Source organism: Nostoc sp. (assembly GCF_036917435.1).
Classification (GTDB): domain Bacteria; phylum Cyanobacteriota; class Cyanobacteriia; order Cyanobacteriales; family Nostocaceae; genus Nostoc.
On record NZ_JBALDM010000022.1, the window covers coordinates 1 to 23928 of the forward strand.

The 23928-nt window shown below is 41.6% G+C and carries 18 protein-coding genes and 1 pseudogene; 11 read left to right on the forward strand and 8 right to left on the reverse strand.

Annotated elements, in window-relative coordinates; all coding sequences use genetic code 11:
* Positions 1-2465 (forward strand): HEAT repeat domain-containing protein (locus tag V7K98_RS08550; RefSeq protein ID WP_335020713.1); only part of this gene is annotated, 2465 nt, incomplete at its 5' end.
* Between the two features lie 624 nt (positions 2466-3089).
* Here the strand turns inward: V7K98_RS08550 and V7K98_RS08555 are convergent.
* The 3 genes and pseudogenes from V7K98_RS08555 to thrS all read right to left on the reverse strand — a co-directional run bounded on the left by V7K98_RS08555 (position 3090) and on the right by thrS (position 6097).
* Entirely contained in the window at positions 3090-3542 is a 453-nt protein-coding gene (locus tag V7K98_RS08555; protein WP_335020715.1) for a hypothetical protein, read from the reverse strand.
* A gap of 246 nt (positions 3543-3788) precedes the next feature.
* Positions 3789-4125, reverse strand: a pseudogene (locus V7K98_RS28890) (XisI protein).
* 112 nt (positions 4126-4237) lie between these two features.
* Positions 4238-6097 (reverse strand): threonine--tRNA ligase, encoded by a 1860-nt coding sequence (gene thrS, locus V7K98_RS08565; RefSeq protein ID WP_335020719.1) that lies wholly within the window; start codon positions 6095-6097, stop codon positions 4238-4240.
* Positions 6098-6671: 574 nt separating this feature from the next.
* Between thrS and V7K98_RS08570 the strand changes: the two genes are divergently transcribed.
* The 6 genes from V7K98_RS08570 to V7K98_RS08595 all read left to right on the forward strand — a co-directional run bounded on the left by V7K98_RS08570 (position 6672) and on the right by V7K98_RS08595 (position 9772).
* Positions 6672-6989 carry a DUF2605 domain-containing protein gene (locus V7K98_RS08570; protein WP_335020721.1) on the forward strand — a complete coding sequence of 106 codons (318 nt, stop codon included), beginning with the start codon at positions 6672-6674 and terminating at the stop codon, positions 6987-6989.
* A gap of 301 nt (positions 6990-7290) precedes the next feature.
* Positions 7291-7620, forward strand: a complete 330-nt coding sequence (locus tag V7K98_RS08575; protein WP_334937865.1) for a DUF2973 domain-containing protein — start codon at positions 7291-7293, stop codon at positions 7618-7620.
* A gap of 381 nt (positions 7621-8001) precedes the next feature.
* On the forward strand, positions 8002-8196 hold the full coding sequence (locus V7K98_RS08580; RefSeq protein WP_335020723.1) for a BrnT family toxin: 195 nt from the start codon (positions 8002-8004) through the stop codon (positions 8194-8196).
* A gap of 91 nt (positions 8197-8287) precedes the next feature.
* Positions 8288-8584, forward strand: a complete 297-nt coding sequence (locus V7K98_RS08585; RefSeq protein ID WP_335020725.1) for a hypothetical protein — start codon at positions 8288-8290, stop codon at positions 8582-8584.
* Between the two features lie 94 nt (positions 8585-8678).
* Positions 8679-9092, forward strand: coding sequence for a RusA family crossover junction endodeoxyribonuclease (locus V7K98_RS08590; protein WP_335020727.1), 414 nt, complete (start codon positions 8679-8681; stop codon positions 9090-9092).
* Positions 9092-9772, forward strand: a complete 681-nt coding sequence (locus V7K98_RS08595; protein ID WP_335020729.1) for a hypothetical protein — start codon at positions 9092-9094, stop codon at positions 9770-9772. The genes V7K98_RS08590 and V7K98_RS08595 overlap by 1 nt, the downstream gene beginning before the upstream one ends.
* Positions 9773-9910: 138 nt before the next feature.
* Here V7K98_RS08595 and V7K98_RS08600 read toward each other — a convergent pair whose 3' ends face one another.
* The gene (locus tag V7K98_RS08600) at positions 9911-12193 is read right to left on the reverse strand and encodes an amylo-alpha-1,6-glucosidase (RefSeq protein WP_335020731.1); all 2283 of its coding nucleotides are present in this window, start codon (positions 12191-12193) and stop codon (positions 9911-9913) included.
* 1029 nt (positions 12194-13222) lie between these two features.
* Between V7K98_RS08600 and V7K98_RS08605 the strand changes: the two genes are divergently transcribed.
* The 3 genes from V7K98_RS08605 (at position 13223) to trpE (ending at position 17457) form a co-directional block, all read left to right on the forward strand.
* Complete coding sequence (locus V7K98_RS08605) at positions 13223-15232, forward strand: DICT sensory domain-containing protein (protein WP_335020733.1); 2010 nt, start codon at positions 13223-13225, stop codon at positions 15230-15232.
* A gap of 170 nt (positions 15233-15402) precedes the next feature.
* Entirely contained in the window at positions 15403-15828 is a 426-nt protein-coding gene (locus V7K98_RS08610; protein ID WP_335020735.1) for a photosystem I reaction center subunit II PsaD, read from the forward strand.
* A gap of 99 nt (positions 15829-15927) precedes the next feature.
* Positions 15928-17457, forward strand: a complete 1530-nt coding sequence (gene trpE / locus V7K98_RS08615) for an anthranilate synthase component I (RefSeq protein ID WP_335020737.1) — start codon at positions 15928-15930, stop codon at positions 17455-17457.
* 284 nt (positions 17458-17741) lie between these two features.
* Here trpE and V7K98_RS08620 read toward each other — a convergent pair whose 3' ends face one another.
* On the reverse strand, positions 17742-18017 hold the full coding sequence (locus V7K98_RS08620) for a hypothetical protein (RefSeq protein WP_335020739.1): 276 nt from the start codon (positions 18015-18017) through the stop codon (positions 17742-17744).
* Positions 18018-18132: 115 nt separating this feature from the next.
* On the reverse strand, positions 18133-18372 hold the full coding sequence (locus V7K98_RS08625; RefSeq protein WP_335020741.1) for a hypothetical protein: 240 nt from the start codon (positions 18370-18372) through the stop codon (positions 18133-18135).
* A gap of 834 nt (positions 18373-19206) precedes the next feature.
* On the opposite strand from V7K98_RS08625, the gene V7K98_RS08630 reads away from it, so the two are divergent.
* Positions 19207-20169, forward strand: coding sequence for an orange carotenoid protein N-terminal domain-containing protein (locus V7K98_RS08630; RefSeq protein ID WP_335020743.1), 963 nt, complete (start codon positions 19207-19209; stop codon positions 20167-20169).
* A gap of 289 nt (positions 20170-20458) precedes the next feature.
* On the opposite strand, the gene V7K98_RS08635 is transcribed toward V7K98_RS08630, so the two are convergent.
* Positions 20459-22630, reverse strand: a complete 2172-nt coding sequence (locus tag V7K98_RS08635; RefSeq protein ID WP_335020745.1) for a Piwi domain-containing protein — start codon at positions 22628-22630, stop codon at positions 20459-20461.
* Between the two features lie 80 nt (positions 22631-22710).
* Positions 22711-23529 carry a PD-(D/E)XK nuclease family protein gene (locus V7K98_RS08640; RefSeq protein ID WP_335020747.1) on the reverse strand — a complete coding sequence of 273 codons (819 nt, stop codon included), beginning with the start codon at positions 23527-23529 and terminating at the stop codon, positions 22711-22713.
* Between the last annotated feature and the right edge of the window lie 399 nt (positions 23530-23928).

The following is a 23928-nucleotide window of genomic DNA, read 5'->3' on the forward strand; positions in this document are numbered from 1 at the left end:
CATTGGGAAATCTGGGGGAGGAAGCTGTCAAACCCTACGTCAAAGACATCCTCGACTTACTCAAGGATAAAACTGTTGACTCTACTGTTCGTTACGGTGCAGCAAAGGCATTGGGAAATCTCGGTGAGGCTATCAAACCCTACGTCAAAGACATCCTCGACATCCTCAAGGATAAAACCGTTAACTCCGATGTTCGTCACGGTGCAGCAGAGGCATTTGAAAATCTGGGGGAGGTAGCCAAACCCTACGTTAAAGATATCCTCGACTTACTCAAGGATAAAACCGTTGACAATGGTGTTCGTTCCAGTGCAGCAGTGGCATTGGGAAATCTGGGGGAGGCAGCCAAACCCTACGTTAAAGATATCTTCGACATCCTCAAGGATAAAACCGTTGATCCCTCTGTTCGTTACGGTGCAGCACGGGCATTGGGAAATCTGGGGGAGTTAGCCAAACCCTACGTTAAAGATATCCTCGACATCCTCAAGGATAAAACTGTTGGCTACGATGTTCGTTCCCATGCAGCAGAGGCATTGGGAAATCTGGGGGAGGCTACCAAACCCTACGTCAAAGACATCGTTGACATCCTCAAGGATAAATCCGTTGACTCAATAGTTCGTTACGGTGCAGCACGGGCATTGGGTAAGATAGAAAAACTCAACTTGAATAATATTGTTGTAATTCTGGATAGCATCTATTACGCAGGTCAATCAGAATTTGCACAGTGGCGATTTTTAAGCTATTTCCTGAGTGGCGGCACTGATGAAGTCAAAACACTGCTTACATGGCTGGGCTTTCCTGACACTAAAACGATTCCTGCTCACTTGAACCATGAGCAAGCTGATAAAACTCTCAAAATCTTTGCCCAAGCTTGGGAACCTAGCCGAGATTTTACACGATTACGCGAAGACTTGGCAAAGCAAATTGCAGTAGTTGCGAGAAAAGTCTCTTGGCAACCACAAGATATTGTTATTTTAGAAACTCACTACAACAACCTCAAAAACGCCGGATTCAACGAAGCTGATTCGCTGCAATCAGTAATAGTTAACCTCAAGGGTTGGCAGTGGTTTCTCAACGCCAGAACTACTATTTTAATTCACGCTGCCTTTTGGCTTCTCCTCATCTTCGCTTATCCCAAATTTCCCCAAGTCCAAGCCATCTTCTTTTGGAACCCTTGGGTAAGACGCATCTTAGGCGTGGGCTACGTCGGCTTTCTCCTGGCTTGGATTCCCTTTTTCCGTCGCAAATTATTTGAACCCTTCAAGCCTTCCCTGTTAGCCGATGCCGGGTTAGATAATTTTAACCCCCAAACATACTTTCCAGAATCTCAGGTGAAACTTCCCAGTGCCGAAAAACCCCAAGCAATTACCCAGGTGCTACCCAGCATCACCGGGCAAATTGTTCTAGAAGGTGATTCCGGGTTGGGTAAGTCGATGTTTCTGCGCCATCTGGTAAAAACCTCACCGCGCATTGTGGTTTATCTCCCAGCCCGCAAGTGCGACAAGGGGGTAATTGAAGCAATTCAAGCCAAGCTGCACGGGCAAGCACAAGATGCTGATTTTCTCAAGAATTTAATTTACAGTGGTGCGTTAGATATCTGCATTGATGGACTCAACGAAGTCACAGCCGACACCAGGGCTAAAATTTGCCAGTTTGTGGAAAGCTATTTCCGGGGTAATATCATCATGACTACCCAGCCTCTAGAGTGGACACCACCTTCAACAGCCAAGATATATAAATTACAGCCCCTTGAACAAGCCCAAATTCAGCAATTTCTGCTTTCCCGTCAGCCGCGACTCCCCAAAGATGCGAAAGTTCAAGGTGATGATTACAAACAAGCTTGCAATAATTACTTAGCTCAATCCCTCAGCAACCAGCAATCATCTGAAGAATTAGCTGCTAATCAAAGGGTTCTCTCTAACCCAATGGATTTAACTGTTGTGGCGTTAATGATCTCCCAAGGCGAATCCCCCGATTTGTTTCACTTGCAAGAACAGCAATATAATTTGATTGCAGCCGAATACCTGCAAGAGCGGAATCAGGAATTTCCCTTAAAAAAATTCTCCGATGCTGTTTATCAAATGCGGCTGAACGATGAACAAGCGCTACCTGCGGATGATTTTTACCAGGTAGTCCAGTCTTTAGAAGATGAGAAATATAAAATGGTGGTCAGCCGTCAGTGGCAAAACGAAGCAGGTGCAGCCAAGAGAGAATGGTATTTCCGCCACGACAAGATTATGGATTTCTTTTTAGTGCAGAACTTTCTGGGCGATAGTGATGAAGCGAATAATCGGCTGATTGACCACATGGGCGATTCCCGTTTTCGGGGTGTGTACTTTTTGCTAGTCAATTTACTGCCTTTAGATGCTGCTAAAGAATTGAAGGAAAAGTTAGTTCAATACGCCGCCGATACCAAAGACCATACTGTGAGTGATACCTTTGTGCAACTGTTGCGGCCAAGGGCGTGATATTAATTCGTAATTCGTAATGGGCTACGTCCCGCGACGCTAACGTAATTCGTATTTTAAGAAAGAGACTATAGTCTGAAGCGAAATTTTTGATTTACTTAAAATGAGCCTTTGAACTCCATTAATGAGCCTTTGAACTCCGTTAATGAGTCTTTTAGCTCCATTAATGAGCCTTTTATCTTCATTAATGAGTCTTTGAACTCCATTAATGAGCCTTTTAGCTCCATTAATGAGTCTAGGTTAAGAGTCAATACGGTTCAGTTAAGGAAAATTGTAGGTTGGGTTGAGGCTTTGCGAAACCCAACAAACCTGCCCAAATGTTGGGTTTCGTTCCTCAACCCAACCTACGCAGCTTAAGGTTTTTTGCGCTAACTGAACCGTATTGGGTTAAGAGTAAATTCTTGATTTGATAAAAATCTGACCTCTCACATCATGTAGAAAAGCTAACGCTAAACCTAATCCCTGAGCAAGTTTCCTTACTAGGCAATGGAAGCGAGGTTTTCTAGACAAGAGTGAAAAGTCAGATATTGGAATGAGTCGAAAAAGAGATTGTGTCTGTACTACCGCCAAGTAGAATCAATACTCAGTTCACTTAGAACTAAGCTTAATAAATAGACGGAAGGATTAACCACGTCCCCAGTCGCGATCGCGTTCATAGCGACGGTCATTATCAATGTTGCGAAGGTTATTATCGCGGTTATATTGGCGATCGTTATCGCGGTCATAGCGGCGATGATTATCGCGGTTATATTGGCGATCGTTATCGCGGTCATAGCGGCGATGATTATCACGGTTATATTGGCGATCGTTATCGCGGTCATAGCGGCGATGATTGTCGCGGTTATATTGGCGATCGTCGTTACGAATGTTGCGAAGATCGTTCTGGCGATCATAATCACCATTTCTGTCGTGACGACTATGACGTTCGTAGTTACCATCATTGTTGTGTTCATAGCCGTAGCTATCAAACCCAGCAACATAAGACGCTGGTGTATTAGCCCCAGCTTTTGGAGAAATAGCTAAAGCTGATGCGGATGCTATCAAGCCAGCCAGCAAAATAGAGGTAAAGCGGTTCATAATGTTAGTCAAAAATTATTGACATTATATTGATGCAAGTCCAGTCTGTTTAGGAAAAGCAGATTCCACAAGTCTTTAAATCTATGCTATCAGTCTTGAATAAATCGAAAAGTTTTCTTGAGCGTAGTGATTGAGAAAACTTTTGTTGCCTGTGATACTTTCTGACTTTCCAAATCTCATGAAAAGTTAAAATTAAAATGAGTATTTGAACTGGATGAATCCACCTCGAAAATTTAAATTGAATTTCTAAGCGACAGCAAATCCGGTATATTTTCTAACGTTAGGTTCGTGAAATCCTAAAACAATATCTTCTTTTAGGGATACCTGCTTGAACGAGTTCATTCGCAATACCATTTTCAGTATTATCGGACTAAATCCAAACTTTACTGTCAATTATTTCGATATGAATTAAACAGCTATGCAGGTGTTGTTTATTGTTCCAGCCCTCAGAAATAATTAGATATTGATCGTTTTCTAAGTCAAATGCGGCTCGATTACGTATATTAGCATTTGCATAGGAAATATTGAGATATGCTGCAAGTGTGTTACGGATTACATTTCGGTAACGATCTAGTTTATCCATTTGGTAATCACACAATCATGATAAATGTCTTTGGCTGGCATTAATTCTGATTTGATCTTTCAGTGAATTTTTGAGGCTGGATATTACCCAGCCTACTGTTTGCTATTTGAAGTTAATCTGCGCTTGTGACATCAATGTGAAAGTTATCGAAGTTAGCGATCGCATCCTTCATCTTATCCACCACCTCATCGACAGAAATACTACCTAAGTCTCCAGATGTGCGGGTACGAATACTCAAAGTGTTGGTTTCCACTTCCTTAGCCCCCACCACAGCCATCACGGGTATTTTTTCTTTCTCTGCATTGCGAATTTGTTTACCCAAGCGATCGCCACTAGTATCAACTTCTGCACGGATGCCCAAGCCTCTCATCTTCGCCACCACATCTTTAGCAAAGTCTAGCTGTGTATCACCCACTGGCAGTAATCTAGCTTGCACTGGCGCTAACCACAAAGGGAAATCACCCGCATATTCTTCAATTAAGATCCCAATCAGCCGTTCCAACGAACCAAAAGGCGCACGGTGAATCATTACTGGACGTTTGCGAACCCCATCTTCAGCGACATATTCCAATTCAAAGCGTTCAGGCAAATTGTAATCTACCTGCACAGTTCCTAATTGCCACTCCCGATCTAAGGCATCACTAAAGATAAAGTCAAGTTTGGGGCCATAAAAAGCCGCTTCTCCAATCCCTTCAAAGTGTTCCATCCCCAAAGTTTCAACTGCCCGGCGAATTGCACCTTCGGCTTTGTCCCAAACTTCATCTGAACCGATGTACTTATCACTAGCAGGATCGCGGAAACTGAGTCTAGCTTTAAAGTTTTTCAGTTGCAGACTATTGAACACCGACAAAATCAAATCCACTACACTGAGGAATTCGCTATCTAGCTGTTCTGGGGTGACGAACAGGTGAGAATCATCCACAGTAAAACCGCGCACCCGGGTTAAACCGCCTAATTCCCCTGATTGTTCGTAACGGTAAACAGTACCAAATTCTGCCAGTCGCATCGGTAGTTCCCGATAAGAGCGTAACTCACTCTTATATATTTGGATATGGAAAGGGCAGTTCATCGGCTTCATCACAAAGCCCTGTTCCAGTGCAGCAGCTTCTTGATCGTCTGCCATTAAGGGGAACATATCTTCTTTATATTTCTGCCAATGTCCAGAGGTTTTAAATAAATCTACTCTGGCAATGTGAGGTGTTACTACAGATAAATAACCCCGTTTTACCTGTTCTTGCTTCAGGAAGTCTTCTAAAGTACTCCGCAACAGAGTACCCTTTGGTGTCCACAAAGGTAAACCCGGCCCCACTAAATCAGAAAATATAAATAATCCCAGTTCCTTCCCAAGTTTGCGGTGATCTCGCCGTAGCGCTTCTTCTTTGCGCCGCTTATATTCAGCAAGTTGTTCTGGGCTTTCCCAAGCGGTGGCGTAGATGCGCTGTAATTGGGCTTTAGTTTCATCCCCACGCCAATAAGCACCCGCAACACTTTCTAGTTCAATTGCTTTCGGGTTTAATTCACTGATATTTTCCAGATGAGGCCCTGCACACAAATCCCACCATTCATTCCCCAGGTGGTAAATCGTGATTGGTTCGTTTTTAATATCTGCCAGAATTTCTAGCTTGTAAGGTTCCTTAATTTCCTCAATGCGGCGTGCGGCTTCTTCGCGGCTGACTTCTTCCCGAATTACTGGCAATTTGCGATTGATAATCTTCGCCATCTCTTTCTTGATGGCTTTAAGATCGTTTTCGCTAAATGGTTCTGGACTGTCGAAGTCGTAGTAAAAACCGTTTTCAATCCAAGGGCCGATTGTAACTTGCGCCTTGGGAAACAGCTTTTGTACCGCCATTGCCATTACATGGGAAGCTGTGTGACGAATCTTTTTTAAGTTCTCTGATTCGCTGGTGCGCGGTAAATACATTTTTTCAACTTGTTCTGACTGTTCTGACTGATTTGATGAATTTGGCGACATTGGCTGCTGAACCGTTGGCGAAGTGATTACAAAAGGTGATTTATCTTAATCTGTAGGCTTATTCAACTATAGCGACTTTGGTTTTTGCCAATTCAGCTTTATCTTCCAACGACTGAATTAATTTCTCGCCGGGGATAAAGATAAATTTTTGATCGGTTAGGGACTTCCAAATAAAAAATATCCAACTATTTATTGTGGGGTGGGCATCTTGCCCGCCCATGATTACGGGCGGGCAAGATGCCCACCCCACAAGATGGGATAATTTATTTCTTGGAAATCCCTTAGCTGAGTGTCAAATTCAGGATTCCAGGCGACACCGAATAGCCCGTCGTAGACATCGCTAAATTATCTGATGAATTGCAACTCTGTGTCAGCTACCTCTCATCTGATATATATACGCCTCTTCAAAGGAACTCTACAGACCCAATAGCAAGACCATATAATAAATTCTGTACTATTTGTTACATTTATTAGAATTTTCCGAGGTTATGAGATTATAATAAATAAAAATAATGTTAAGAAACGTAAATAACGTTAATATTAGCTAAGAAAGTTGGAAATATCCTTCTCATTTATGTCAGACTCAAATTTACCAGGGACTGAGTTGCTGAAAACGGTTTTAGAACCCCTGCTAGAAGATTTTCAGCATTGGTTTACGCGATCGCGCCATTTACTCGAAACTGAGCAGCTATCATTTATGAGTGACCAAGAACAATCTGACTTGCTCTTACGTGTTAAACAAGCGCAACAAGAACTAAGTACGGCAAAGATGCTATTTGCTGCTACAGATAAACAAGTTGGGATTGATATGGCAACGTTAATGCCTTGGCATCAATTAGTAACAGAATGCTGGAATGTCGCAATTCGCTTTCGTCAAGGGCGTGAACTCTAAATAGATGGGAGCATGTGTTAAATTTCCACAAAATACTTAGCTACGTCTAACCACAAGACGCTACGGCGTGTCATTAAAGAGATAGTACAAAAAGCTTAATAATTTCTTAACATTATTTGGATTAACAAAATAATGTATCCTATGCTACCGTAAGTAGAATAACGGTTGACAAATAGCTCCATATAGATGTAATAGCACCAAGAGTGCGTCAGATAGTCGTCTTAACTGTGAATCACAGTATCGGCGAAACAAAGCGTTACAAAATAAAGTTTTAAAAATTGTTGTCCTGGAGGAAAATCTAATGTTACACCTACTTTACATTCTTGCTTTTACAATCCTTGCATTTATGGCTGTCGGCAACTTAATTCGTAACCTGATTATGTTTAGTTTTGATCGGGAGCGAACTTACCCAACGAATTCCTCACCGATGAATAATCAAGGCAACTACGGTTATTATTCATCCAAAAAACAATTTGTACCCCATCCAGAGTTATTAGATAGCGCGGGCAACTTAATTAAAGAACCACTTTTAGTAATGCGTTCGATTAACGTTGAAGATGCGCGTCAACATCTGGATGCACTTTACGAAGCATCCCCAGGACGTAAGAGTGAAAATTCAGAGGAAGCATAAAATTTAGGAGTTTGGGTGTAAATTATTGTTGTTTTACATCCTTAAGCCTTTTTTGAGCAGAAATTTATTACCATCCTTGAATTAGAGGCGATCGCGTCGTTAGGCTGGTAAGTTAAAATTTGGTCAGAGGTTATTATAAAAAACGAAAGAACTAAGCCAATTTCCATTTCAGGGGCAAAAGGTTTCTGAGTTTGATGAACCTAACATTCGCCAGTTAATCCTAAAGCCATATTGCATTATTTATCGAGTTGAGGAAGACAAGAAATAGGTAAGTATTGCAAGGTTCTGGCACGCATCAAGATTCAGTCCTGAATTCTGACTGTAGGTTTTTACAACAAAGTGTATTGACAACGTAAATACATCTTGCCTAGACTATGAGGTATGGATGTCTTTTTCGTGCTTAATGGTGTCACCTTCGTTTGGAACGAGGAGAAAGCTCGGATTAATCCCAGCAATCATGACGGCATAACATTTCAGCAAGCCGTAGAAACTTTTTTCGATCCGTTTCTAGTGGTGGTTGATGCAAGCCGCAACAATGAACACCGCGATGCTGTGATTGGCTTGGACAGACGATGAAATCTTTTATACGTCGTCTACATTGAGCGTGAAAACGACATGATTCGGATCATCTCGGCTCGGAAAGCGACGCGCAAGGAACGTGAATATTATGAAAACTGAAGTCTTAAAAAAGCGACTGGACAAAAATCGTCCAATGACGACAATCACAATTCGCATTCCCGAAGATGTAATTGAGGATTTGAAGCGAGTAGCACCATTGTTAGGGTTTTCTGGTTATCAGCCATTAGTTCGTGCTTACATCGGACAAGGACTGAGAGTTGATCTTGAGCGACTTGATGGTGATACTGTTTCTACATTAATTGCGAGCTTGAAACGGCATGGTGTGAGTGATGAGATAATTTGTGAAGCACTCAGTGAAGCTACTGGACGACTCAGCAACAGCTAGTAATGGCAGCATTCTTATATTAATAAGTAGCAGGAGTTACCTGCTTGTAGATTAGTAGCATAGAACAACCTGTGATCTATTATTTAGAAGTGCATTGACCAGATTTGAGGTTATAGTAGATGGGCCACCAGTATCACAACAGGCTCGTAACCGTGGTAAGGGCAATCGGCTTCAAGATTGGAAAAAGACAGTGCGACAAGAGGCTGAAAAATACTGGTCTTCGGAACAAAAAATAGCTACTGGGTTGGTTATGCTACAAATAACCTATTTCTATGATTCCGATCAAATGGATGTAGACAATATAGTGAAGCCTATTCAAGATGCAATTAAAGGATTAGCCTACATCGATGATAAACAAGTAAGCGATCTCGTAGTTAGAAAGAGGAATTTGTCAGGTAACTTTAAAGTAGAAAACATGACCTCCATATTGGCGGAAGGCTTTGACCGTCGCAAACAGTTCTTGTATATTGTCGTAATTGATGCTCCCGATCAGGAGGTACTTACTTGATGGCAACTTCAACCGCAAACCTAGAAAGAGAGCGATTACTGAAACTAGCAGAAGAGTATCGTGAGAAGGGTTACGAAGTTTTTTTTCATCCAAATCTAGAAGACTTGCCTGACTTCCTTAAAACCTATCGCCCCGACATGATAGTACGTAGGGGAGAAGAAAATGTAGTTATTGAAGTCAAGTCGCGCGCCTCACTTAACTCTTCTTCTAATCAATACTTAAGTAATTTAGCTAAAGCGGTAGAAAAACATCCTGGGTGGAGATTTGAATTAGTAATGACCAACCCAGAGGATATAATGTATTCTCTGAAAGCAGAGGGTTCTCTTCAAGAACATGAAATAGAATCACAGTTACAAGTAGCAAGCCACCTTACAACGCAACATCCAGAATCAGCTATCCTATATTCTTGGTCTTTGGTAGAAGCAACTTTGAGACTTCTTGCCCAAAAGGAAGAGCTAAGTTTAGAAAGATTTGATCCACTCTACTTAGTAAACCAATTAGCAATTGAAGGTGTAATTTCAAAATCTGAGTATCAGTTACTAATGAATGCACTCTTATTACGTAATTCTATTGCTCATGGCTTCAAAACTACACAAATTACGCAAAATTCTGTATATGAATTGATTGAGCTTACAGAGCAGTTATTGAAAACTCTACACACTAGCCATGAAGCAGAATAACACTACGGTGGAGTAGATGGTAGTAAAAGACCTGTGCTGAATTTCAAGTCATGCCACGAAGCGATGTCTACGATGGGCTATTCGGTGTCGCACCAATCATAAAATAGGGAGTAGATCGTTTACCACTCCCTACCTTTTCTATGCTTCAATAACTACCCGGAGATTGCCCCGTTTTTTGGCAACGCGACAAGCAGTAGTAGTCCCAGAACGCTCGAATTCTAAATCGAGGATGGTGGGGCCGACTCGCAAATTATGAAATGACAGACGATTAATCGATTCTGGCAAAGCAGGGTCGATGATTCGCAAACAGTTATTTTGAGCATCAGGCACTAAGTTGACCATCATTTGCAGCAGTTGAAAGACACTACCAGTAGCCCAAGCTTGGGGAGTGCAGGCAACTGGATACTGTACAGGGGCATTATCACCGTTCCGTTCGTAGCCGCAGAAGAGTTCTGGAGGACGTTGATAAGGCTGCCGACTAGTCATGTCGAATAAACCTTGGAAAATTTCCAGGGCTTGATCGATAAGACCGAGCGATCGCAATCCCATTGCAATCAGAGCGTTATCATGGGGCCAAACCGAACCAGTATGATAGCCCATTGGGTTGTAAGCAGGTGACAAACTACTCAGGGTACGAATGCCCCAACCATTAAACATATCTGGCGCTCGCAACCGTTCTGCTACACTATAGGCTCTTTCATGTGTGAAAAGACCCAAATGCAGACAATGACCAGGATTTGAGGTAATACTGTCTACTGGTTTGCCATCTCCATCTAAAGCCAAGGCGCAAAAATCTTGGTCTTCCACCCAAAAATCTCGGTTAAAACGAACCTTCAGATTTCTAGCCTCTTCTAGCCAACGATCTGCCAAATCTAGCCGCTTTTTCGTCCTCGCTATTTCTGCTAGGCGCATTTTTGCAGCATAGACATAAGCTTGCACTTCACAAAGGGCAATTGGGCCGTTAGCTAGTTCTCCCTTGTGGTCTACAATACAATCACCAGAGTCTTTCCAACCTTGGTTAACAAGACCGCGTTTAGATTTACGGAAGTAACTGAGGTAACTGTTTTCTTTCGTATTGCGATCGATCCATTCCATTGCTGCTAGAGCATTCGGCCAAAGTTGCTCTAGGAGTTCTTGATCGTGAGTCCAAGCATAATGTTCGGCATAGAGCATCAACCACAGAGGAGTCGCATCAACAGTACCGTAATACGGTGTGTGGGGAATTTCTTGACAACGAGCCATTTCTCCTAAACGTAACTCGTGCAAAATCTTACCTGGTTCTTCTTCGCGCCACTCGTCCTCCATTTTGCCTTGGTATGCCGCCAGTAATATCAGGGTTTCTTTAGCGATTTGCGAGTTTAACATTAGGGTTTGGGAAGCCGTAATCAGCGAATCCCGCCCAAATAGTGTAGAAAACCACGGCACTCCCGCCGAAACAGTCTTATACTTACCAAAAGACTGGCGCAACAAATACATATCTTGCTCGGCCCGCTCAATCACTCGATTGAAGGTGCTTTTATCTGAGCTAATGCGGGTAATTTGCTGTACCCAGTTTTGCTCCTCCATCAACTCAGCAGCTTTCGCCTGTCCTAATGTGATGGCGGCGTTTACGGTTGAACTAGACTGGTTATTTTTCAACATATTCACCCGATAACCCAGCTTGTGGGTTTCGTGAGAAGCTAACTCTAGTCGCCAAACCGCAGTGTAACCCTTGAAATAGTCTGGTTGTCGATGCTGGAATAAAATACGCGATTCCATTACCAAACCATCTAGACCTTGATAGGCAAGTGTTAAAGATTCTTCCCTAAAAGTTGATGGGTCTTTGGGTAAAGTTGAAACACTATCGACGATTCCTTCTTCAGTCGTCGGTTCTACTAGACGTAAAAGCCTACCTCGTTTTTCTCTGTCATAACCCCGGACTTCAAATAAATCAACAAAATCTGCATCAAAGCTGATACTTAGTTCAAAACTGACGGTTGTTGTGCTGTAGTTAGATACCTCTATTTCTTCAAATAGCGCCCCATTCAGAACTATTTCCCGGCTAATTCCCACAGTTTCGGCTTTTAGGCGTTCGTCGATTCTGGGGTTGGTACACAAAGCTGAGAGTGAAAACCCCTTTTCAGCAGTACTACTGAGGAGTACAGGCGATCGCCCTTCAATTTGCAACTCCAAGCGATTGAGAAATCTCGTATCACAGCAAAACAGTCCCATACTGGGATTGCCATCGTTAAGGGAACAGCCAGAAATATTGCCGATAGTATCTGTCACGAAAAATAAATCATCATCTTTAACCGTCAGTGTCGGTTGCGATCTTTCACTCACAACACAAGGCCACTCCGGGATAGGTAATTGTTCAGCAGGAATAAAAGTTTTTCCATCCAGGAAAATTTTTTCCGGGGTCATTAGCGTATCCGGTGTCATTAGCCAAAGTTCCGTGTACAGGTAGTTGATTGTTTGTGGTATTCGGAGTAGAGGTCTTTAACCCTCACGACTTGCAGAAAAAAGACTCTCTCTAAAACTTGTTTGAGACATTGTAGCCAAAATAATTATTAGAGGATGTTTGAAAAGTCGTAAAGTATACTGAAAACCCAACTTCCAAACCTCTACCCGTTGGCATCAGCCTGCCGTTAGGCAAGGGTCGGGAGGCTTTGATACCCTCATTCCCTTGGTAGGGAAGGGGGCTAGGGGGTTAGGTCTGCGAGACTTGGATGTGACAAAAAATACTTTTCAAACAACCTCTCACGTACTGCTGAGAAAGTAGCAGCATTCAAATTAATATAAACAAATATTTATAAATATATATTCTATAAGTCTAAACTTAAGATTGAAAATTGAAAATTTTGAGATAACTCCTTAATCGTTGAACTTTCTCAAGATACAAGACATATAGTCTACTCAGGGAAAATGCTAAATTCCTAGTTTTTATGGCTAGAGGTAGCATTTCTTCCCTAAACTATTATACGATTTTGTTTTAAATATCTTTGGTGTTTAATTAGACAAATTTATGATATTTGATTGACTTTAATCAATCGTTATGTATTGGATATATATGATGGTAGTAATGGTTTTTGGGTAAGAAAATTTATTTAATGGGTGTAAATATCAAGTCGGCGATGTCTATGGTGGGCTACGCCAATGCCTGGGATATCAGTGGTTGTTGGAGAACAAAACAGTTAAAGAATACGAAAATTAGTTGTTATGTACTTACTATTGAAAGATTTTAGCTGTGCAAGCATATTTCAAAGTTAGCTGAGAATGTATATTGGGCGTAGTAGGTTGTCAATCAAAAAATCAATTTTGTTACAAAATATTGCGCCTGCTTGGGCGGAAGCTGCTTTTTAGCGTTCTTTACATATCGCAACTCTCTATTTAACTTGAGAGTCCCTTGGAATTTGTACAATGCAGCTGTGACTTTTGATCTTGTCGAGGTTGAGCGTTTAACAATAATTCATGAGCATTTCGACTTCTGTGCTGAGTGATCTGCTAAAGTCCCTACCATACTTGCGGCCCCAGCTATATTTTAAGGCTTCACTAACGGCGCTCTCCCATGCTATGGAAGATCAAGTTTTGGCTGCGACTTTAGCACAACCCCTTATAATTGCTAGTTTCCAGCGAGAGCGATTCTACCGCCAAGAAGCTCACCGCTACTTGCGACTTGCCTTGCGAAGTAATCAAATATACGTATTATCTGCCCCAGAAACGGATTTTGCCAACAGTTCGGAACACTACGAAAAGATCGCTTTTGAACCAAAGGATGGTTTAAGTCAAGAGTGGCATTTGGTAGTGATTGCTGATAATTATGCAACTTGTCTAGTTTGTCGGGAAAGCCTTGGTTCTATTGCCAAAAACAAGCAAATACCGGAACTAAGTCCTACTTTGGATATAGACACAGCGCGAAGATTTGAGGGAATTTGGACATCGGAAAGGGGAGTTAGCCTCAAAGCGGCCGAATTGCTATTAGACAGGATTTTGGTTTACAGACCCGAACTGGCAAGTAAAATTGAGGAGGCACGTCAGAGGTTTGGCATCGGACAACCGCGAAGCCACTCTGGAGCAGAAGAGTTTAACGAATATGCTTGTGACATTGATACAGATCCCTTTGTGCAGCGCTTAGTAACTTATTTGCAAGCTAGTCAGTACAAATTGCACAAAGCCTACCGTTCCATTGCTGCTCAAGCACGAAAAGAGCGATTAGTCAACTCAATTAGTACTGCGATTCGGCGATCGCTCGATCCTCACGAAGTTCTCCAAGTGGCAGCACAAGAATTAGGACAACACCTAGAAGCTTGTCGCTGTCTAATTTACCGCGCTCAAGCTACAGATAGCCAAGCGATAATTGAACACGAGTTTTTGAATCCCGGTATTTTATCGGTTCATGGGCAAACTTGGGAATTAGAGAAAAATTCCCTATTTCAGGACATCGTGCAACAAGGCGAAGGTGTTTGTATTAGCGATACGCTGAATGATCCTCGTGTAAACAATTCGCCAGGACTTTCCTTGATTGCCAAAAAGTTTGCCATTCGTTCTTGGCTGATGGAACCAGTATTTTATCAGGGGCGATTATTGGGCATTGTGGAGTTACACTACTGCCGGATGCCACCGCACGAGTGCCAACCTGGGGAATTAGATTTGGTAGAAGCGATCGCCACCCAAGTAGGAGCAGCCCTGATTCAAGCCGAAGCCTACGCCAACCTAGAAGAACTTAACCAACAGCTAGAAGCCCTAGACCGCACCCGCAGCAATCTTATAGCCATCACTGGACACGAATTGCGGACTCCCCTATCCACCATTCAAGTCTGTCTAGAAAGTCTCGCTAGCGAGCCGGATATGCCTTTGGAGTTGCAGCAAATCATGCTCAACACTGCGCTTTCCGACTCAGAACGGATGCGAAAATTGGTACAAGATTTCCTCACACTTTCCAACTTAGAAAGCGGTCGAGTGCAATGGCATCCAGAATCCCTGACTTTACAAGAGTGTATAGATTTATCACTCAGTCGCAATCGCAGCCGTTCTTCAACGGAAAAGCCGCCCCAAATCAAGACTCAAATTGCTGAAAACCTTCCTTTGGTTAGGGCTGATGGTGATTGGCTAGTAGAGGTACTGGCAAAACTTATGGACAATGCTTGTAAATTTACATCCCCTGAAGGAGAAATCACCATTAAAGCGATTTCTAACAGCCGTCAAATGGTCGAGGTAACTGTGGCTGACACTGGACGCGGCATTGAACCGAATCGTTTAGAAGTAGTTTTTGACCGCTTCTATCAAGAAGAGGGAGCGTTACGCCGCACCACTGGCGGAACTGGACTTGGTTTAGCTATTTGTCGTCAAATTGTGAATGGCTGGGGCGGAGAAATTTGGGCGGAGTCAACTGGCAAAGACCAGGGTAGTCAGTTTCACTTCACTATCCCCATTGTTCAAAATAGCCACGAGGAAAAGCGGATAAAAGTCAAAAGTAAATAAGAATTGGGCATGGGGCATGGGGAATTGGGAATTGGGAATTGGGAATTGGGCATGGGAATCAATGACCAATGACAAATGACTAAAAACTGTTACAGTCTATAACGCGATCGCAACATGATCCTGCTTGCAGTGTTAGGATTCCCTAAAAACGTTGAGAGAATAGGAACTTTATGGCAGAAAAACTCTCTGGACAAACCCCACTATTTGCTGGCAGCACCGGTGGCTTGCTAAAGAAGGCAGAAGTGGAAGAAAAGTACGCTATCACTTGGACTAGCCCACAAGAGCAAGTATTTGAATTGCCTACTGGTGGTGCTGCTACTGCACGCAAAGGCGAAAACCTGTTGTATTTAGCTCGGAAAGAACAAGGCATCGCTTTAGGTGGTCTACTCCGCCGGAAATTCAAAATTACAGACTACAAAGTTTACCGGATTTTACCCAACGGAGAAACCACTCTAATTCACCCAGCTGATGGTGTCTTCCCTGAAAAGGTAAATGAAGGTCGTGGCAAAGTGCGTTATGTAGACCGTCGGATTGGACAAAACCCCAATCCCTCTAAAGTTAAATTTAGCGGTGTTACTACCTACGACGCTCCGTAACTAGCTCTTAGTAGCTGATGGGTAATTAGTAATGGGTAATTGGTAAGAAAAATAATTACTCATTACCCATTACCAATTACCAATTATTTTTGAAAAATAATGATTTTTCCGCATTTCTCCGAGTTTTCCAACCTAGCACAACAAGGTAACTTCGTCCCCGTATATCAAGAATGGGTAGCAGATTTAGATACGCCCGTATCTGCTTGGTATAAAGTCTGTGCAGGTCAGCCCTATAGCTTTTTGTTGGAATCAATTGAAGGCGGAGAAAAATTAGGACGTTATAGTTTGGTGGGTTGCGATCCGCTTTGGGTTTTGGAAGCAAGGGGCGATCGCACCACCCAATTAAACCGCGATGGTTCGCAAGTCGTTTTTGTCGGCGACCCTTTTGCAGCTTTAGCCGAATGTTTAGCACCTTATCACCCAGTCAAGTTACCACAGCTACCGCCAGGGATTGGCGGATTGTTTGGGTTTTGGGGCTATGAATTGATTAACTGGATTGAGCCGCGCGTGCCAATCTATCCACCAGATGAGCGAAATATCCCTGATGGGTTGTGGATGCAGGTAGACCACCTGTTGATTTTTGACCAGGTGAAGCGGAAAATCTGGGCGATCGCTTATGCTGATTTACGCGACCCCAATGTAGATTTATACGCAGCCTATCAACAAGCGGGCGATCGCGTCACCCAAATGCTCGAAAAGCTATCTCTCCCCCTATCCCCTGAAAAAACTCGATTGCAATGGAACCCGCCAGGAAGTAGGGGAGCAGGGGAGCAGGGGAGCAGGGGAGCAGAGGGGTATGGGAGTAATTTTACTCGCCCTGATTTTTGTGCCAGCGTTGAGAAGGCCAAAGACTACATCAAAGCAGGCGATATCTTCCAAGTAGTAATTTCTCAGCGACTATCAACACCATACACAGGCGACCCTTTTGCCCTTTATCGCTCCCTACGTCAGATAAATCCTTCGCCTTACATGGCTTACTTTAACTTCCAAGATTGGCAAATTATCGGTTCCAGCCCGGAAGTGATGGTGAAAGCTGAAATAGATCCAGATGGTGGAGTTATAGCAACGGTACGCCCCATTGCTGGGACACGTCCACGGGGTAAAACTACCCAGGAGGATGCAGCCTACGCTCAAGATTTACTCGAAGATCCCAAGGAAGTAGCCGAACACGTGATGCTTGTCGATTTAGGGCGGAATGATTTGGGGCGGGTTTGTCAAAATGGTAGCGTCAAAGTTGATGAATTAATGGTGGTTGAGCGCTACTCCCACGTGATGCACATTGTCAGCAATGTTGTGGGTAAATTAGCAGATGGTAAAACAGCATGGGATTTATTGAAAGCTTGCTTCCCAGCAGGTACGGTAAGCGGCGCACCCAAGATTCGGGCGATGGAAATTATCCACGAGTTAGAGTCTAGCCGTCGGGGTGTTTATTCCGGTGTGTATGGATATTACGATTTTGAGGGACAATTAAATACTGCGATCGCAATTCGCACAATGGTGGTACATGACAAGACAGTTAGCGTCCAAGCTGGTGCAGGTTTAGTGGCTGATTCTGAGCCAGAAAAAGAATACGAAGAGACGCTAAACAAAGCTAGGGGTCTATTAGAGGCGATTCGTTGTTTGCGTTGAATTTGGAGACTTGGAGACTGAAAAAAACAGATACAAGTGATCAAAAGAGAAGAAGAATAACTCCAAATTCTTGTACAGACACGATTTATCATCAAATCAAGGGTTTAAGACCCCTACGTCTATACGTAGTATTCTTACAAAGTTAGGCGCACGGAAACCGTGACGCACCCACTTTGCGCTCAGTTCAGTTGAGGTTTAAATCCCCAACTCCAACTGTCTAAAATGTTTGAAGTAATGAGTAATAAGTAATAAGTAATGGGTATTTACTCATTACTCATTTATTTTTAACGCATCTCTCCTAACTCAGCACTCATAAAAGCACACTGGTTTTTATTTGTTAATTGTAAAACCGGGCTAGATACAAGTACAGTAACAGTTCGATTTGCTGTATGAGAATCTAAACCCGACTTTAAAAGTTGATTTATCAATATCCTTCTATTTTGGATTACATAGCTTTTACTTTGAACAGCAAGATGTTTAGAAACCATTTCTGCTACTTCTAAGCCCATGTATCCACAATACCTTGACAAATTGGGAAGCTTTATAAATCCAATCAACATCGAATTTTTTCCAAAGCTAAAGAGACTTTTTTAGACATATTTAACAGTAAGAAAAAGTCTTGGTATCAAAATCCAAGACCCCTATTGAAGTTACTAGAGAAATAAACAAACTTACTCATCCTAATTGGCTAAAGTAAATCGCCCAAATAATTCCAGTTACTCCAATAGCGATTAATAGATTAGTGAAAAATCTCCCGAATTCAACTTCCTGTCCCAGTCTTTTGTCGTCTTGACCGACACTGAAAAACAATGACCACGCTTGATTTGCGTTGATGGTCTCAAAGTTGTTGAAATCAGGTCTAAAAACGACTGTTCCAATCAAATCCTTTCTGGGGTAATCAAAATCAGTTTTCATAAGTTTGCATCTAAATTGTTTTACTTGTCAACTGGAGAAAATTTGTAAATTGCTATCTGTAAACTAATATAAATTATTGTAAATATTATTTGCAACTACTTGACACAATAGAAAAGGTAGTAAAAACCGTAATAAATCTTATGTACAGACGGCGATTTATCGCGTCTCCATAACCGTCAAAATGGTTTTGACAGACCAGTAGGGCATTTCAGATTTGTGCGAAAAGAAGGTGATGTCTATTACGGCACACTATCTTCAGAGAAAGATTATTTGTCGAGATTTGATACATGTATAGGAATCCGATTTGATTTGTAAAAAAAATCTAACTATGTGTAGAGTGTGTTATCGCGTAGTGTAACGCACCAAAGTATTAATTTAGGACTTAGGCATTGACTGGAAAAGCCTGAAACAGCGTGTTTACGTTAACTCACATCATAAGTTCTTTGTAAAGTGCGTAAGTCCTAATAATTCCCTTTAATATGACTTCAGTAAAAATTATCATTTCTATAAATAAAAATTATCATTTTATAGCTGAGGAAGTATTGCTTATTGGTAACAGAATTGTTATGTTTCTTTACATAAAGACACAAAAGCAAGAGAAATGCGTTAAACCACTGCTAACCAAGGTTTTCTAAATAACTATGTAGTTGAGCCTGCAATGTGCTTTGTCGAGTATCCAAACTCAACTAGCTATGGCTTTCGTAAAGCGATGTCTACGACCGGCTACAGCTATGCGAAGACTGCTGAATGCCTTTATTAACAGCTAAACGCATTTCCATTCCGTCTTTTCACATTCGATATAACTGTAATTTTTTTAGGGAATATCTGCTTGCTATGTCTTTTACCATCAAGTCGGCTCAAGGTATCTTTCCCGGCACACTAGTTGCCGATGTTGTTCCAACTGTTGTCGAATCATTCTCTCAACTCAATGCTGAAGATCAACTAGCATTACTCTGGTTTGCTTATACCGAGATGGGTAGAAGTATTACGGTTGCGGCTCCTGGAGCAGCAAACATGGTACTAGCGCAAGGTTTACTTGAACAAATTAAACAGATGCCTTTCGAGGCTCAAACACGAGTCATGTACGATTTAGCTAACCGTTCTGACACTCCCCTTTGCCGTTCCTATGCATCCTTCACTGTAAACATCAAATTGGGCTTCTGGTATCAGTTAGGAGAATGGATGGCCCAAGGAATTGTCGCTCCGATTCCAGAAGGTTACAAACTTTCTCCTAATGCTGCTGATGTGTTGCAAGCAATCAGGAATGCTGATTCAGGTCAACAAATCACAATTCTCCGCAATACCGTAGTTAGCATGGGATTTGACCCGAACGCTCCCGGTAGTTACAAAAAAGTTTCAGAACCTGTGGCTCCCCCCACAGCACCAGCGTTTCGGACTAAAGTCACTATTGAGGGTATCAGTAACCCTACAGTGCTTGGCTATATCAACAACATGAATGCCAACGACTTTGAGGCTGCTGTTGCTCTGTTTACCTCTGAAGGTGCTTTGCAACCTCCCTTTGAAAGACCGCTTGTTGGTCAAGATGCAATCCGCGCTTATATGCGTGAAGAATGCCAGGGATTAAAGATGATGCCAGAACGTGGTATATCCGAGCCAGTGGAAGATGGCTATACCCAAGTTAAAGTCACCGGCAAAGTCCAAACCCCTTGGTTCGGTGCAAGTGTGGGAATGAATATTGCATGGCGGTTTTTGCTCGATCCTCAAGGCAAAATATTCTTCGTAGCGATTGACTTGCTTGCTTCTCCGAAAGAACTGCTCAACCTAGTACGTAAGTAAAGGTTAGATTAGCTGCTGCTTAAGCGTGGATGAGTAAAAAAGCGTAGGCGTAGACATCGCTCTCTCACCACGCTTAAGCATTTGAGTTTATTTAACGGAGTCACCTAAACGAAGCTTAATTGAAGCGGGTTGAACATTTAAGTTGAATCATAACTTGAAATTTGAGGAAAGAGCGATCGCAGACAAATAATATCTGTTTAAAGCTTCAAGTTAGCTTATCCATTGGCGATGATTGTATTTTTGGCAGGAGAATAGCGATCGCAAAACGCCCATAATATTTAGGTTACTTCTAGAGCCAAAATTGGCGATCGCCCTCTAGCATACTGCTTGGATAAATCCCTTTTAAGCGCAGTTTTGCCATCCTATGCGCTCCATATATTGGCATTGGCAAGCGAGGCATTTTTAATGCTCCATGATGCAGTAAGGTCAGTTTCAAAGTAGTTTCAACCACTTGTTCTATGGGAGGAGAAATTAAAGCTGGATGGTTTGCAGTGATAACTGTCAAGCGTAAAGGATGAGCAAGACCGAGCTTTTCAGTTACTTGAGTTGTCACCAGAACTGCTTCAGTAGAAGAAATACGCAGCGCCAAACCTTTTTCTGGTGCAGCTATGGTTTTATTAACCAAATTATATAGTCGAGGAATATTAGACTTCCGACACTCTACTAATATCAATTTACAGCCAATGGCTTCAGCCCATTCTAGGAGATTAGCAACTTCTTGTCCGCAAAAGCGCCCATCACGATAAATCAGTACTATTTTTCCTTCAAACTCCTTTTTTGGTAACAGTCCTTCTAGAAATTGTTTAGGAATTTCTTCACCTGGAATCAAACTATCTTTTAGCAGATAGCGAATAAATTCTCCTTGCTTCCCATAAAGACGCATACTCGCACAAGCATTCATTGTTCCAGAAAGTTTTGTCTTAGACTCTCTGGAAATATCCAATCCAATGAAACAGTCGGCTATTTCTAGAGGTTCAGCCAGAACAAAAGGTAAATTACCCAGCTTGGCGAGAATTCCTGGAACCACCTGATTGAGAATATTTTTATAATAATCAGGATTCTTCAATGTATCTTCATAAATCATCTGGCTAGCTATCTGGCGACTAAGCAATAGATCATATATTTTGTAATAAAGACTACCACCATCTTCCTCATCAGCGTTACGATCGCTCTGGGGCAGAAACGCCAAAACTATTTCAGGTTTAATTTCCATTAATTCATTGACTACTTCCTCAACTTTTGCTCTTGCCTGTGTATCACTTAAGTTTTTTAGCGATATTGATTTGGTAACAAATAGGCTTTCAAATTTATAGCTTTTTAAGCGTTCTTTAAGTTTTTGTATAAAGTCATCCAACCCCACCTCACAAAGATTCAGAACAGTAATCCGAATTGGTCTGGATGGGTCAGAAAATTTATGATGGCGGCGGTAAACACCACCTCTAGAAAGACCTGTGAGAATTTTACTTTGAACACCAATAAATCCATTGCCAAATAGCAAGGGTGTATCTTCAATTGGAACTTGTGGTTGCCAAAACAACTCTGGATAGTGACGGCTGTTGATGCTGATTCCTAACTCAAATCCATAATTATTTAAAGCATTTTCAGCTTCTTTTTTATAGGTAGCTAATAATTCTGTTCGTTTTTTGTAAGGAATTTTGGTTTCTTTGAGTAAATCTCCCCACTTAACGCCAAATCTACTAGCTGTTTCAGGTGTAACGCAAGGACGCAAAGCAGTCATGCCATATTCATACAGCTTTTTCCCTTTGCCAAATTTAATAGCTACCAAGAATTTATTAGATAGATCATCCTGAAGAGCTTTCTTACTAATTTCATTCTTTGCTTGCTCGATAAGTTTTTGCTTGTGTACTAAGGAAGGTTCTCTAATAAGCTGGGTAATAGTACCATTACCTTGGATATCACCAGAAAGAGAGCGAACATTCAGATCAATTAAAAGCTTCTCTGGATTATCCTTTTCGGGATGATTAAGATAAAAATCAGCCAAGCTTTTTGTTAACAAAAACTTACTTTTAAAGGTTAAAGTAATAGCCGCTTGTAAAGTTCCATCTATTTCGATAGTTTCTGCCCAGAATTTTGCCTCACGTCTTACTTGCACACCATTTTTAGACAAAGCAGTTATGGATGAAAAGGGATATGGTTTAGATGTCTTTAGTACCTGATAAGCTAATAGAGAAATGACATTTGCTGAGACTGTTTGCGTGAGTGGAACTTCTTGAAACTGCCAAGTGCGATCGCTAAAGTCTTTTATTCCTTCCAGAGCAATTTGTTCTAGCATAGATTCCCAGTCTATCTCAAAGTCCTGCATTGAGTTCTTGAATTGACCAAGAGCATAAAAATATGGCTTATCCCAAATAACAACTATGTGAGGTAAAATACGACTAAGATGGAAGCTCAAGCTAATGCCTTCCTCCTGTTCAATCTCAGGTTTAAGTTGAAAGCACATTATATTGATATTTGAAAAATTTAAACGGAAAATCTCGCTAGAGGAAAGGGTTTTTATTTCACGAAAACTTGCGGTAGCAATCACCTATAAACCTCACTTACAGAAAATTCACAAACTGAATTAAAGGTACAGTACCTACAGGCAATACCAGGATTAGGAGGGAATATTGTGGCAAAATCATTTGGGTTTTTGCCATGATGCATTTTTTCAAGCTCATAACGTTTTGCTATATCTGCTAACTCAATCTGCACAAATTTAAGTTGTTCAGGAGTGGCTGTAATGATATCAGATGCCAAGTCAGTTTCTAAGTTGTAGAAAGACGCAACAGATGGTTGTTGCGGATAGAGATAGCTAGCTGCTAATAGGTAGACGTAAGCCTGTCGTCGGTCAAAGTCTGATTTACCTGTCTTGAAATCTAAAATATGAATAGTACCATCTTGCTGTTTCAAAGTGCAGTCAGTTGGTGCATATAAAGCGAAAGAATAATTACCTTCTTTGATAGTGATCGGTATAGGAAATCCCTTATCACCTTTGCTCAACTGAATAATTTGCTTGCCAACTAAAATAGGTTTTTTATAATAGTTGTTTAGAATGCCAATGATCCGCTCTTGAACTTCCTCTGACTCCTGATTTAATTTTAGAATAGCTGCAACTTGTTCCACACCCTCAGACTGTGACAAAAGTTGGGGGTCTTGATAAAATTCATAAATTCCCGCTTGTGCTAATTTACCAATTCGCTGATGTTTGTTGTCTTCCAACAGAGCTTTAACTTGAGGTTCTTTCTGACGAACCTTGTTAAAGCCTCGCTTCATATCACAAAACCAGGATTCTTTACCTACTCGTGAATCTGATAAAGACCAAAGATTATAACTTGCAGATGGTAGCCAAACTTGTCCCATAAGTTTCAATTTCCTATGATGAAAGCTGGCATTTGGTGTACCTGGTCTAAATCTCGAATCATAGACAGAATTTCTCTGTTTTTAATTAACAAGAGACTATACACCATCTTATGGTTAGTGGTCAAAGCTTTTAGGAAAAAAACTATATGCTATATCTGTAAATAGACTTTTTACCAATAATTATTTATATAATTCCATCGCTCATACTATGCCTGTGTATGTTCGTACTTTACGTTTTGTTGCAACTTGTGGGATGGCGCTCCTTATCATTTCATCATGCGATCGCATCCCACAACTAAACTAGAAAGGAAGATGTTCAGAATCGCTTGTGAACACCACAACAACTACAGATAAATTAAAAATCGACTTGACTGATAAGCAATTTTCCAGATATGTCAG